At 58.2% G+C, this 12,415-nt stretch carries 10 protein-coding genes; 2 read left to right on the top strand and 8 right to left on the bottom strand.

Annotation, left to right across the window (positions count from 1 at the left end):
• Positions 1-170: 170 nt before the first annotated feature.
• The gene (locus tag SINAC_RS20465) at positions 171-1,331 is read right to left on the bottom strand and encodes an ISAs1 family transposase (protein ID WP_015244219.1); all 1,161 of its coding nucleotides are present in this window, start codon (positions 1,329-1,331) and stop codon (positions 171-173) included.
• Between the two features lie 124 nt (positions 1,332-1,455).
• Between SINAC_RS20465 and SINAC_RS20470 the strand changes: the two genes are divergently transcribed.
• On the top strand, positions 1,456-2,715 hold the full coding sequence (locus SINAC_RS20470) for an FxLYD domain-containing protein (protein ID WP_015247501.1): 1,260 nt from the start codon (positions 1,456-1,458) through the stop codon (positions 2,713-2,715).
• A gap of 292 nt (positions 2,716-3,007) precedes the next feature.
• Here the strand turns inward: SINAC_RS20470 and SINAC_RS20475 are convergent, their stop codons facing one another.
• Genes SINAC_RS20475 through SINAC_RS20485 form a run of 4 tightly spaced genes read right to left on the bottom strand, consistent with a single transcriptional unit; the run spans position 3,008 to position 8,855 of the window.
• Positions 3,008-3,907: a hypothetical protein gene (locus tag SINAC_RS20475; RefSeq protein WP_015247502.1), complete on the bottom strand. Its 900-nt coding sequence runs from the start codon at positions 3,905-3,907 to the stop codon at positions 3,008-3,010.
• Positions 3,907-4,044, bottom strand: coding sequence for a hypothetical protein (locus tag SINAC_RS40635; protein WP_015247503.1), 138 nt, complete (start codon positions 4,042-4,044; stop codon positions 3,907-3,909). Before SINAC_RS40635 ends, SINAC_RS20475 begins: the two co-directional genes overlap by 1 nt.
• On the bottom strand, positions 4,041-6,773 hold the full coding sequence (locus SINAC_RS20480) for a hypothetical protein (protein ID WP_015247504.1): 2,733 nt from the start codon (positions 6,771-6,773) through the stop codon (positions 4,041-4,043). The genes SINAC_RS40635 and SINAC_RS20480 overlap by 4 nt, the downstream gene beginning before the upstream one ends.
• 3 nt (positions 6,774-6,776) lie before the next feature.
• Positions 6,777-8,855 (bottom strand): hypothetical protein, encoded by a 2,079-nt coding sequence (locus tag SINAC_RS20485; RefSeq protein ID WP_015247505.1) that lies wholly within the window; start codon positions 8,853-8,855, stop codon positions 6,777-6,779.
• 556 nt (positions 8,856-9,411) lie between these two features.
• Between SINAC_RS20485 and SINAC_RS20490 the strand changes: the two genes are divergently transcribed.
• Positions 9,412-10,320 (top strand): hypothetical protein, encoded by a 909-nt coding sequence (locus SINAC_RS20490; RefSeq protein ID WP_015247507.1) that lies wholly within the window; start codon positions 9,412-9,414, stop codon positions 10,318-10,320.
• A gap of 25 nt (positions 10,321-10,345) precedes the next feature.
• Here the strand turns inward: SINAC_RS20490 and SINAC_RS20495 are convergent, their stop codons facing one another.
• The 3 genes from SINAC_RS20495 to SINAC_RS20505 form a co-directional block, all read right to left on the bottom strand.
• Positions 10,346-10,630, bottom strand: coding sequence for a hypothetical protein (locus SINAC_RS20495; RefSeq protein WP_015247508.1), 285 nt, complete (start codon positions 10,628-10,630; stop codon positions 10,346-10,348).
• A gap of 317 nt (positions 10,631-10,947) precedes the next feature.
• Positions 10,948-11,265 carry a hypothetical protein gene (locus tag SINAC_RS20500; protein WP_015247509.1) on the bottom strand — a complete coding sequence of 106 codons (318 nt, stop codon included), beginning with the start codon at positions 11,263-11,265 and terminating at the stop codon, positions 10,948-10,950.
• A 207-nt stretch (positions 11,266-11,472) separates the two neighbouring features.
• The gene (locus SINAC_RS20505; protein WP_015247510.1) at positions 11,473-12,378 is read right to left on the bottom strand and encodes a phage tail tube protein; all 906 of its coding nucleotides are present in this window, start codon (positions 12,376-12,378) and stop codon (positions 11,473-11,475) included.
• Between the last annotated feature and the right edge of the window lie 37 nt (positions 12,379-12,415).

Genomic DNA, 12,415 nt, shown 5'->3' on the forward strand with positions numbered 1-12,415 from the left:
TGCTCGATCGGCCGGCCGAGGTGGAAAAATGCCTCCGAAAGCCGATGACGATTCAGGCGAAGGCGATGAGGGCGATCTGTACCTCAAACGATAACCAGGATGACCGTGAGCTTGGCTTGAGCATATTCGATGCCTCCGGAGCGGAGAGGATGGCCCAGGGCCAGCGCACACTAATTCGTTGATCCGACAATGACTTGCAACAGGAACTCCTCACTCCAGCCGCAACTCCGCCGCTTCATGGCTACGCTCTCGCGGCCGGGATGTTGCTTCAACAGCGAGAGGCTGAGGCGATTCAGCCACGCCATGTTCTCTCGGAGGCACTTCTCGCGGATCCGCGATTCGTCCTCGCGATAGGTCACATCCAGAGTCCAGTGGCAGCCGTTTTCAATGCCCCAGTGCGACCGAACGGCGCGGGCGAATCGCTGCACATCAATCGCCAGGCTGCTGATGTAGTAGCGGACCTCGTCCGTCACCTTGCCGTCGCGGACCGATTCGGAGACCGCAATACCGATCGATTTCAGCCCGTTCCACGACCTGAGCCCCGGTAGGTCTTGGGGCACGGGAAGTTGAATGTAGGTCCGCGTCTCCCGACGGCCATGCCCCGACTCCACGGTCTGATGCCGGCCGGCATCCACACCCGCGAAGTCGTCCTCCCACTGCTCCAGGATGTGGTTGATGACCACCTGATGCATCGTCCCCTGGTTCCCTTTCAAGGCCAGGACGTAATCCGCCTTCCCCTCGACGATTCGCTCGGCGATGGCCTTCTGCGTCCCCATCGCGTCGATCGTGATGATGGCCCCCTCGATGTCGACCTGCCTCAAGAGCTCGGGGATGGCCGTGATCTCGTTTGACTTCTCGGCGCAGGCCACCTGGCCCAGCGACAGGCCGTACTCGCTCGCCCAGACGCTCACGGAATGCAGGGCCCCCAGGCCGTTCTTGCGGTCGTGGCTCCGCCTCGCCGTCTTACCGTCCACGGCCAGGACCGGCTGCTCGATTCCGGTCTCCGCTTCCGCTGTCGCCCGCAAGGACCGCAGCCATCCGGCGAAGCATGACTGGAAGGCATCGGGCTTCAGCGCCATGAGGACACGACGGAAGACGTCCTTGCGTGGGATGCCGTTGGGCAAGTCCAGGACTCTGACGAGGAACGCCTCCTTCATGACAGCCCACCTGGCGATCGCGGTCGGGCCGGCGGCGCCGGCCAGGATAGCCATCAAGGCGATCGCAATGACGCTGGTCAGGGGATGCTGGAGATTGATCGAGGAGCGGGGGTCCTCCAACTCGTGGAAGTGGAGTACGATCTCATCCAGGTCGACGCGTCGTGGATCCGCCATCGTTCGCTCTCCATGCATAACCAGCCGGGGAGTAAGCATGGAGAATGATTTACAAAAATATCGGCCCGGGCGCAAGCCCTACAGGTCGCCAAAACTACCTATAAATGCGCGCTAGCCCTGGAGGATGGCCAAGGAAGTCGCCCCGGAATTACGAAGGACAGCCGCAACCAACGCGTTGGACGCGTATTTGCTCGGATGCTTGCTTCGGAGCGGGCTAGGAGTCTCGAAAGAACCGGAACAAGCATTCAAGTTGTTTTCGTTTGCGGCTAGCAAGGGCGACGTGTTCGCCATCACAAAGCTGGCTGGCTGCTACCTGTCTGGAGAGGGGACGACAAAGGATATTGCAAAATCAATTGAGCACATGAAGCGTGCCGCCGAATTGGGCGATACTCGCGCCATGGTGGATCTCGCCATTGGTTTCGAACAGGGCCTTGAAGGCCAACCTCTGAGTTTGGCGTCGGCTTTGTACTACTGGGAAAAGGCAGCCAAGCTTGGAAACTCAAAAGCAATGCTTTCGTGCAGCAGTTATTACATGTACAAATCGATAAGCATAGTCGTGTTCGGCAAGCCTCTGTACGAAAAGTACGAAAAGAAAACGGGCGACTGGCTGCGAGAATCCGCAGAAGCCGGCAACGCCCAGGCAATGACCCAGATGGCCATCAGGCTTGAAGGCAATTCGCTGAATCCCGACGCAGTCGCACCAGACCTTAAAGGCTCATTTGCGTGGAGGGCAAAGGCCGCCAAATCGGGTCTTCCGCTCTACATAGCGTTGCTAGCGAGAAGCTACCAGCAGGGCATCGGTTGCGAGAAGGATGAACGAGAGGCTAACCGGCTCATCTCAAAGGCGAAAGCCGACGCCAAGGATGACTCGGAGATGCTGGCCAGGATTGATACGATCGCCAAGTTGCCGCTTGAACAGGATTATGAGGCGATGGCTAAAGGGGCCGATAGCTTCCAATTCGATGCTGATGGTATCGACCCGAAGCCCGCGACTAAAAGCACGGCGAAGCGTCCCGTGAGGGGGAAGTCCAAGAATCAACGGGCTTCCACGCCGGCCCTGGGAACGCAACTCGCTGTCACCGATGTCGCGATTACCCCGTCAGGGATCGAAGACACTGTTTATATCGACGGCCGCATTCAAAATCTTACGGGCGAGGCGATCGATCGGGTCGAAGTGCAGATCAGTATTGAGGATCGCCAAGGACGACTGCTCGGCACGACCACGGCCTTCCTGACCCCAGATACATTACAGCCCAGGGCTCGAGGCACCTTCAAGGCGATCGATATGGGGCACCCCACGATCCACCATATCAAACTCGAACTCACAGCGAATGGTAAGGCTATCCCCTGGGTAGATCGGAGCGGGAAAGGCGTTCACGACTAATCTCAACCTCGCTTTTCCTGACACGGAACGCAATCCGGCGGTGGAATCTGCGACTGATCCACGCCCAACGCCACCCGGGGCTTGGCAGCACGGAGAGCTACGGCTTGCGACGCTAATGCTTCGGCCACCACCCTCTGGTGCGCAGCAATAACCTCGGCATCCAGTACAGGCGACGGCCACCCCGTAGGCGCGGACAATTCGTTGGACCGACGCCAGAGGGAATGCCCTGTGAGGCCCTCGTGGCAGGCACAGAGTGGAAAGCCGTGGTCGCATTCGCAATCGCGGGTCTGGCTCATGGTTCCCATATCCGAAACGTCTGGTTCGACGGGCCGAAGATCGCACCCGTCCCACCTGGGATGGCATATGTCATGTCGAATTTCGTCGCAACATCGGCGCATTGCGGGGACGCGATCAGGACCCGGCTATAGCTCTCGACGGAACCTATGCCTCCCGAGGCATTCGGGCAGCGGAACGCATCGCCGGGATAGCTGACCGCGAAACAGCCTGGCGGGAGCCCGCCAGTCGCCGTAGTGCCGGGGGTACTGAAACTCAGCGGGATACTGGGCCTGGCCGGACAGATTCCGTAGGCGTAGGTCGGGAAAGACCCCGCTCCGCCTGACTGCCAAGTGTCGGAAAAAGCCTGCCAGATCAGCGTTCCAGAACCATGCAGAGAAGATGTCCAGTTCAGGGTAGTGGCCACGGGGAAACTGCAAGGGCCGGACCAGTAGCGATAGCCGGTTGCCGGTGTACATGTAATCGGCGCAAAAGTGGTGGGACGGCATTGGCTCGTCTGAAGATATTGAGTGACCGGTGCCGGCGACTGATTGAATCTCGTCCCTGGCCCGATCGCATAAAGATCGAAGGAGAAGTCTGCGGGATCCAAAATGAGGTCGATCGAGTAGGTCCCAAGCGGAAGGCTGAAGGTGCCATAGTCGAGGCCACTTTGGCGGCCAACGATCCGGATCGATGACCCGGGAAGTTCCGTGGCGCCCAATGCCGGACTGCCGACGACTTTGCCCGTGAACGTCGTGGTGCAACCCCTTCTTCCTGCCACTGCCCACGAGATCGCAAGTTGCTGCTCTGCCCCCGGCACCCGCCAGGCGACGAGGTCGTCGATGTTCTTCCGCAACCGGAAGAACTTTCGCTCCAGAGTCAAGATCCGCTCGACAGCATTGGAGGTTTCGATGGACATCACACCCACCTCTGTCCAAGTCCCTGTTCGGCTGCCGCAATCCGCTGCTGGAGCTTGAGCACGATCTGCTCAAGCTCGTTGGCGATCGCCTCAAGGGTAGCGATTCGCATCACCAAATCGGAAGTCTCGTTGGTCATTCTTCGTCCTTGTCAGGTAGACCGAGTTTGCTGATCCGTTTTGCCTTCGCCGGGTCCTCCGGGCGTGAAACCCCCAGATCTTTGTACGCCGACACGTCGGTCGGGTGCTTGCCCAGGTTCTTGATCCGTTCGCTTGGCGGCTTTGGCTGATGCCGACCCAAATTCTTGATCCGCTCGTCTGCGGGTGCCGCCTCGTGTCGGCCCAAGTTGGCAATCCGCTTATTGGGGGCTTCCGGCTGCTTCACGCCTCGGTCCTTATGCGACCAGGTATCAGTCGGGTGGTTCCCGAGGTCGGCGATCCGCTCCCGCTCGGCTGGATCCTTGGGCAGGCGAGGCGTGGTATCACCGAGGGCTCTCATGCCAACCAGGCGGTTTCCTTCGGCCGCCCTGATCTCGTCGTTTTTCGCCTGCCGTTTTGCGTCATTGTCCTCATTGGTCTGCCGAATCTTCGCACGCCGGTCATCCTGGTGCTTTTGGTCTGCCTCCCTGACTTGGTCATTCCGGTCCTTGTCCCGTTCTGACCTGGCTGCAGCAGCAGCCTCTCGCTCTTCTCGGGGTTTTAGCGTTGCTGGCCTGCGGCTCGTGTTGCTCGCCGGGTCGTGGACGCCGCTGCCGTTATCGGCGCCGGCCCTGAGGATGTCGGCCATCGTGAAGCCGCTCGCGCCGAGACCGGTATCGTTCCCCGTCGACAAGCCGCCAGGCGAGAGCTTGCCCGCACGGGCCGCCTCCGCCGCTTCGCGGTAGTTCCCCTGGCTTTCACGCATCATTTCAGGCTGATAGATCGCGAAAGGATTGAAGAGATCGCCACTGGTCCCGATTGCTCCCAATTGCTGCTCCGGATGCATAAACATCGAGGCACTCAGTGCCTGCCTGCGATTTGAGCAGTGCATGGTTGTTCGATAGTCAATGCCTTCGTTTTCCGGCCAGTCGAGGTCGACGCCGATCACCGCCAGGCTCAACCCTTCCCATCCGGTCGTGTAGGCCCCGTTGCCGTCATTGCCCGCGATGTTCAACGCCAGGCCGAAGGTCATTGCGTCAGTGAAGAAGCCGTAGTATGTGACCCCGCCCTCACAGGTCGCGTTATTGACGGAATCCAACAGATTTGAGGCGTAGGCTTGAATCTGGGCCAACTGGCCGGGGTCCCGCCAGTACGGCGCGTCCACCGTCAGCGTCTTCGTCAGGCCGTCCACCGTGTACGAGGTGCCCGAATACTGGGGTACCCCGGCGAGGTCCGGCGGCTCAATCGCCTGGTTTGGGTTGGTCTGGAGCGGGAGGGCGAGCCAAATGTCAGCGGGAGCCGCATTGTTGGCCGTGAAATAGGTAGGCGAGATAAACCGGACGTTGCCCGTGGTCGGATTATATGTGAACGCGAGGGGGAAACTATTGTAAGGCGGACTGCCGTTGGAGGACCAGAGCACGACCCCGAGGGACGCCGAGATCAGGGTGGCCCCACCATTTCCAGGTGAAACAAAGGGCTGAGGATAGGTCGACTGCTTGACAACCTTAGGCCACAGCGAGGAATCGGCGATCTGGTACTGTGTCCAGACGACACTGCCCCCCGTGCTGAGTCCACTGATCGTGTAATGGCCGTAATTGGTGTGCGGGAGAGGGCTGTCAATCGTGAGCGTGGACGTACCTCCCGCCGTCAACGAGGTGTTGCTGATGATCCGCGAAGACCAGAGCTGGGTTACCCCGGGAACCGTGGTTGAGTAGAGGTTGATGACCCCCTGTCCGTGCGTTTGATCCCAGAAGTTACTTGCCCAAGCGGCCGAAGCGTTGGTCGAGGTAACGGTGACAGTCGTGGTGCTAGGGCATGTGCATGTGCCAACATTCTGGGCGGTGCCCGCCTGGCGGAACTGGCTGGGACTCCAGGCGGAGATCGCCTGGGCATTGGTCAACCCGTCGTGAGCAAAGTTCTGGGTGATCTGCCCGAGCGACTGCTTCAAGACCCCCATGATCGCGATTGGCTGGCCCCGCACGACCACTCGCTGGAAGCAGTCGCCGACGTCGCGGGAGAGTTCCGTGGGCTCGATCGGGTCGGTGCCCATCGTGAGGGTCTGGGGCGTGAACGTCCGCAAATCCATGAACCGGAAGACGCCGTCGGGCTGGATCCAGAAGCGATGGTTGGGGGCGTTCTGCTGGAGGAAGCCGTCAATGGCCGCGCCGAGTTTCTCCCCCGTGAAGTAGACGGGGCGAGGCGGAATGACGGTCATCGCTGCGAGGTCGGCAAGGGTGGCCGCCGGGAGCGTCGGGGGCGCGAGGCTTGTGTATCCTCCCAGGCCGTGGGTGTGGATGAGGTGGGCGTTGGCCTCCATCGTCAGGGCGGCATTGAGGATTTCGCCGACGGTCCTCCCCGCCTTCGCCGCGTTGTAATCGGGGTCCTCGAGCGTGAGGTTGAACTGAGACGTGTCGATGCCGCTGGTGCCGTCGGTATGCGGGAACCAGTCGAGTCGGTTGCGGATCCCGAGGCACTGATAAGTAATCACCCAGCCGATCCCGGTGTAGGACGGCGTGGCCGAGACGACGTCCCCGGTGAAGGTGAGCGTGCCGTTGTGCCTCCAGGTGGCCTCCTTGCCGATCCAGGGGTCGGGGAGGCCGGGGAGGGCGATCCCTCGCCGCTGGAGGGTCAGCGAAGGGATGGTGCCGAACCGCTCGGAGAAGCGGAGGGCCACAAAATCGTCGGTGATTGGGTCGAGAGGGACGCCATCGATTGTGAAGAGATCGGCCACGACTTATCTCCCTGTCTTCCCCTGGGAGCGTTGACGGGTCTGGACCTTGCTTCGCAGTTGGTTGACCCCTCGGTCTAGGCTTGCAACGAAGGTTGTGAGCCGCCCAACCTCGCTATCGAGCTGGTCGGCGATGTTCAGCAGTTTCGCCGTGTTATTCATATTCGCTCCCGCCATCGAGGCCATACGCTGATCCAGGTCGCTCTTCGCCCCGACCGCCACTTTCGTGGCGATATTGTCGGTGGTCTCCGCGTCCATCCTTGGGTTTGCAAAGACCGTTCGGCCGTGCTTGTCAAGTCCCATCGGACGATGGAGGAATCGGGCGACCTGGTCTTTGATGAATTCGATCTGCTGCGACTCATTCATCTGTCGGAACTGGCCATTGACCACGGTGCCGCCCTCCGCTTTGAGGTAAGCCGCCATCTCGGTCGCCGCCTTGTCGATGCCACTGGCTTTGATGGATGCGTCTTCGTTCTTGACAAGCTGATCGATTTGCTTTCTCGTGGATTCCAGCTCGAACTTCTTGGCGTGATCCTGCTGGCCCTTGAGTACATGCGGGGCCTGCCCCGCCAGCGACGTGGCCACTGCGGCAGCCGCCTTGCCGCTCCCTGCGTTGAGGAGTTCGCGCGACTTGAGTTCCTCTTCGATCACGCTGCGGATCTGATTCTGAATGAACTCGATCTGCTGTTGGCCGTCCATCGGCTTGCCGTCGGGCCCAGCCACCTTTTCGCGTTGAATGTCACCGAGGACCTGTGCCGCAATCCCGGCGAGATCCTTGCCCTTCACAAAGGCATCGATGACGGGCTTGGCTTTCTCGGATTGGGCTTGTTCGACAGCCTGAGCCACTTTCTCAGCCTCGGCCTTAAGGATCTTTTGCTGAGCGGTCCGCTTCTTTTCGTTCGCGGTGTCGATCTTCTCTTGGCGCTGAGCTTTGATTTTCTCATCGCTCGCCCGGTCCACCTCAGATCCGAAGAGGTCCTGGACACCGCCGGCTTTGAATGCCTCCGGGTTGGCCTCGATCATCTTCTGGATCTCGACGCGGGCCTTCTCGGAGCCGGCACTGAACTCTCCGATCAGAGTGTCAACCTTGTTTCTGCCTTCCTCTTGAATGGCCACATTCAGCTTGGCCAGTTCAACTTTGGCCTTCTGGAGAGCCTCCTTGTGGACCAGCCCCATCCCTTGATCATCGCCACCCATGTCCTCGATCGATTTTACGGTAGCCTCTTCCAGCGCGATCTCTTTCTCCAGTTTCTCCTTCCTGATCAAGGCTTGCCCTTGTGAAGCAGTGAACGTTTTGTCCTTTTTGAGAATCTTCTCGATCACGTTTCCGAGATTCTCGGCACCCCCTGCATTCTCCACCACGGCGTCAGACAGGATCTTCCCGCGCTCTTCCGTTACGCTAGATTTGCGATTCTTGATCGTCTGATAGGCGGAGAGGCCCTGCGTGATCTCCCCTAGAGTCTGTTTTGCGGCCGTGAGCACCTGATAATCGGCGTCGAATTTGATCGGTTTTTTCTCGATGGCCTCGATCTTGTCCTTGATTCCCTGAAGGGTTCTATCGAAGATTTTCGGGTTTTCCGAGCCGAGCGACTCAATCAGGTTATGGATATGCGGCATCGCGATATTGATCGCGACAGCCACGGCCGAAACTCCGGCCGCAAGGCCTGCTGAACCATCAAACATTTGGATGATTGATGGGATATTGTTAATCACGCCTTTGAGGCCGTATTGGGCATCTTCGAAGGCACGCGAGAGTTCCAGGAACCCAAGTTGTATGTTCTTCGAGCTCGTTGTGGTCTTCGCGGCAGTGTGCTCCGTCAGCGAAGCAAGCGCCTCTTGTTTGCTTCCGAATTCCGCCGAAGCGGCCGCTGCCATTTGTATTCCGTCGGAGAGATTCAGGATCTCCGTCTTGAGATCATTGGTCTTCATGGCGTATGCGGAGATTGTGATCTGATCGTTTGCGTATGCATTGCCAAGCGATCTGACCTTTGCCTCAAGAGTCTGAATCTCGTCCTGGGCGGCGGCAACGCCCGTGGCTCCGACCTCAATGATAGCCTTGGCAATCGTGACTGCGTTTGCCGCCATGAATGGCTCCTTTTGATCCGTCTGAGTGGGTGGGGCGACCTATTTTTTGTCGCTCGGTCCCCGGTGGTAGGCTGGGCAACTGACGAGGGGCTGGTGCCCCACAGGGAAGGAGCGAGACGTGACGCGAAAGGCGATGTTGGTTGCGGCGGCTCCGGCTGTGACAACGTCAAAGGCTGAGGGCTGTACGCGACCCCCGCCCTTCGGCTCCACGCACCGGAGGCCGAGGACGGTATCCAACGGCTGATAAGGAAGATTCAGCGATCTGCCCAATAGTTATCTGGGAAGGTCGCCACGGCCTCTACCTTGTCCCACCCACTCCCGTTTGCCACAATATCTTTCCAGCGTGCCCATCACTATGCCAAGGGATCAGCTCCCGGGGATACTCTCATCCCTGACAGATTGCTTCGCCGGTGCTTGATGCTTTTGCGAGGCATTTTTTGTGGCTGTACAGGGACTGGGGGTGGATTTAGTAGCGAGTGCATTGGATGGTCTCGAAAAGACCACGTCCACGTACCAGCTGAATTTGCAAAACCACATTTGAATGAAAGACGTAAGCATGGAAAATAATCCTGCTAGCCTCCGGCGAGACCCGAGCGAATCGGTCAAGCGAGCTTTGAGGCAAGAAGTCGGCTTTGGATGCCCGATCCCTCACTGTCGAAAGCCTTTCTTGAGTTGGCATCATTTCGACCCTCCCTGGCATGAGCGGCACCACCATGAGCCGAATGGCATGATCGCTCTATGCATCGAGCATCATGCCATGGCTGACCGGAAAGTGTTTACAAAAGCGCAGTTGCATGGTTTTAAAAAAGCCGACAATGATCTATCTACGGTGAGAGCCAAATTTCCTTGGGCACAGCCCAATCATCTTGTGAGATTTGGAGGAATTTACACTCAGGGACATGACGTTCCGGTCTCAATCGCAGACAACGACATCATTCGCGTAACGCAAGACCCCATAGGGTGCATGGGACTCTCCTTTTCCATGCGCGATCAGCGAGGACGACTGGTTGCCGCAATGGAGAACAACATGTTTCAAGCGACCCCTAATCTTCTGAGCGACCTGCATGTAGACACCGGAGCTACCAAAATTCGATTCCGAATGAAGGGAGGCGATGCGAAACTCGATCTATCATTTCGATTTGTAACGATAGATGAATTGAAAGAGATGCTTGTGCATGACGAAGCTCGAGCACAAGCCGCCTATAAGAAGTTGCTGCCCAATTTCACATGCTCGACGGCAAATCCGTTGTTTAGCAGAGAGGAGATTCCCCAGCCAGAGTTCAAGTTTAAGGTTGCAGAAAGTGTAATCGAGAGGGCTAGAACGAGGTGCCTGAACGAGGAAGGGAGGATCTCGTTGCTTGATTTTCGCAACGTGGTTTCCTACATTGATGGCAGGAAGCTGGAAATAAGAGATCGCCTTGTCTATGAGGGACTATCTGTGCAGTTTAGTGCTATATTTCGATGACTCACTCTGACTGTCGAAAATCATGTTATTGAAAAACGTTAATTTCGTCGATCCATTCTGCCAGCCGCACAACTTCCGCTAATCCGTATCCGCGGTCGATAGCATCGTCCGTGAGCATGTCACGAGCTATGTATGCAAGAGTCCGACGGAAAGAGTCTTGGTCAAGGCTTTGGAGATAATCCCTCACGGCTGTCTTCATAGCGTTATCTCTGATGCCCGAGTCCGTGGCTCCTCCGTCGTAGGCCATGAGTGCATCGATTGCTTCGGATAGCGTCCAACCGTGAAAATTAAACTCGGTCGCGTTGTTCATCAGTTTTGCGCCTCTCCAATGCGATGATCTATCCTAATCATTTTAGCGATCGCTGGTACGATCCGCCACGACAATGCCGATTCTTGATCACGCGACTTTGTTCTGTACGCAAGCACACTGTGTGCTGTTGGCTGTTTCCAGACTTCGTCGCAGTGAACTTGTTCAACTGCATGCAGTTGCCAAGGCGACTAACCGCCCTTAAAGAGTTTTTCTGCGAGAAACGCCCAACGAGGGCCGAGAGCTTGGAGTTACCGGTCCTCCCTGTGCGCGGAACTGGCGTATGTTGGTGACCGTGGATACGTTGCTCAAGGTTGAACCTATCGCTCGGCGCCGTCTGTCGGAACCGTGACGTCCTCTCGGGGTTTTGGGGGAGTCTCCGCCGGGGCTTCGATCACGATCTCTTGCTCGGTCAAGGTCACGACGAGGTTCTTGGTCTCGGTGAGTAGCGACACGGCGCGGTCGGTCAGGAGTGCCCGCGTATCCTCGAGGTTCGCGAGGGCCCAGGCGCGGGCGAGGGGCATGGCGATCCGGGTCGGTCCTGCTGCTGGGCCGGGCCGATCGCCGAACTCCTTGACGGAGTCGGCGAGTGCGGCTTCGATCCGGGCCTTCAGCGTGGCAAGGTCTTCGGCGGTCATAAGAGGCTCCCGAGAAAATGAAAAATAAACGTAGACCAATTTGGCTGTTTGAACCCGCTCGCCAATGGAGAATCGCTTTGGAAATCGAAGAGATTAACCACGAATGACACGAATAACACGAATAAAAAAACAAAAATGAATTTTTTATTGATTAATTTTTATTCGTGTCATTCGTGTCATTCGTGGTTAAATGTTTTTTTGCAAGGATCAAGAGACCGTGACGGTCAGGTCATTCGGTGTGCCGGCGGTGGGGTCGAAGAAGCAGGAGCCTTCGATCGACTGGAGGTAGACCTTGTCCATCGCGAGGTCGTCGTCGGCCTTCATTTTGTAGTTGTTCGCGTTGAAGTTGAACGCCAGCGAGTGGGTGCCGTTGGTGAACGTGATCGAGGCGGCGACGGGCGTCACCGCCTCGTAGTCAGCGCGATCGAGGGACGTGATGTAGGGGAACCGGGTCGTCCAGTCGACGTCGCGGCCACAGTACTTCAGACGCGAGAGGTACTGGCCCGCCATGAACCGGGGGTCGAGGACGTTCTTGATCGTGATGTTGAACTCCTCGAACTCCACCCGGCTCGAGCCGATCGTCAAGCCGCCGGCCGCCATCTCGAACACATAAGGCGCATCGTACGGGTAGGCACTCGCCGCCGGTTCGGGGAAGTCGGTCGCCGTGATCGTCGCCGGTTGCTTGGCGGTGAGCTGTATGTTGCAACGCATGAGCTGGTTCGACTCGGACGCCGAGAAGACCGCCTGATTGACCATGCAGCCGAGGTAACGGCGGTAGACCTTGGTCGATGAGTTGTCCTCCATGACGATGCAGTGGTCGATCGTCGCCGACTTGAGCACATTCGCCGACGTCGCATTGATCGCCGGCATCAAGGTCGCCATCTGCGAGCCGTAGCAGAGAATGTTCAAACCACCTTGCAGGCTCGTCTTGGACGACCCGGTCTGGACCCGACGCGAATAGCCCCCCGCGCTCCGGATCTGCCACGAAACCGGGGACGGCCGCATCGTGAACGCATTGTTCTGGTCGAGCTGGATGATCTGGGCGGTAGTCGAGGTGGAATCGAAGGTCCCCCAGGTCAACTCTGGGGTCCAGCGGAGGAATTCACGAGCCATTTGAGGATGTGCCTCGAAGTGGTGAAAGAATGAGCGA

It is taken from the genome of Singulisphaera acidiphila DSM 18658 (assembly GCF_000242455.2).
GTDB classification, from domain to species: Bacteria; Planctomycetota; Planctomycetia; order Isosphaerales; family Isosphaeraceae; genus Singulisphaera; species Singulisphaera acidiphila.

Coding starts and splice junctions, on each gene's coding strand:
- SINAC_RS20485 (WP_015247505.1), bottom strand. CDS start 8,855: ATGGCGGCAAACGCAGTCACGATTGCCAAGGCTATCATTGAGGTCGGA.
- SINAC_RS20465 (WP_015244219.1), bottom strand. CDS start 1,331: ATGGCGGATCCACGACGCGTCGACCTGGATGAGATCGTACTCCACTTC.
- SINAC_RS20490 (WP_015247507.1), top strand. CDS start 9,412: ATGGAAAATAATCCTGCTAGCCTCCGGCGAGACCCGAGCGAATCGGTC.
- SINAC_RS20495 (WP_015247508.1), bottom strand. CDS start 10,630: ATGAACAACGCGACCGAGTTTAATTTTCACGGTTGGACGCTATCCGAA.
- SINAC_RS20475 (WP_015247502.1), bottom strand. CDS start 3,907: ATGTCCATCGAAACCTCCAATGCTGTCGAGCGGATCTTGACTCTGGAG.
- SINAC_RS40635 (WP_015247503.1), bottom strand. CDS start 4,044: ATGACCAACGAGACTTCCGATTTGGTGATGCGAATCGCTACCCTTGAG.
- SINAC_RS20470 (WP_015247501.1), top strand. CDS start 1,456: ATGGCCAAGGAAGTCGCCCCGGAATTACGAAGGACAGCCGCAACCAAC.
- SINAC_RS20505 (WP_015247510.1), bottom strand. CDS start 12,378: ATGGCTCGTGAATTCCTCCGCTGGACCCCAGAGTTGACCTGGGGGACC.
- SINAC_RS20500 (WP_015247509.1), bottom strand. CDS start 11,265: ATGACCGCCGAAGACCTTGCCACGCTGAAGGCCCGGATCGAAGCCGCA.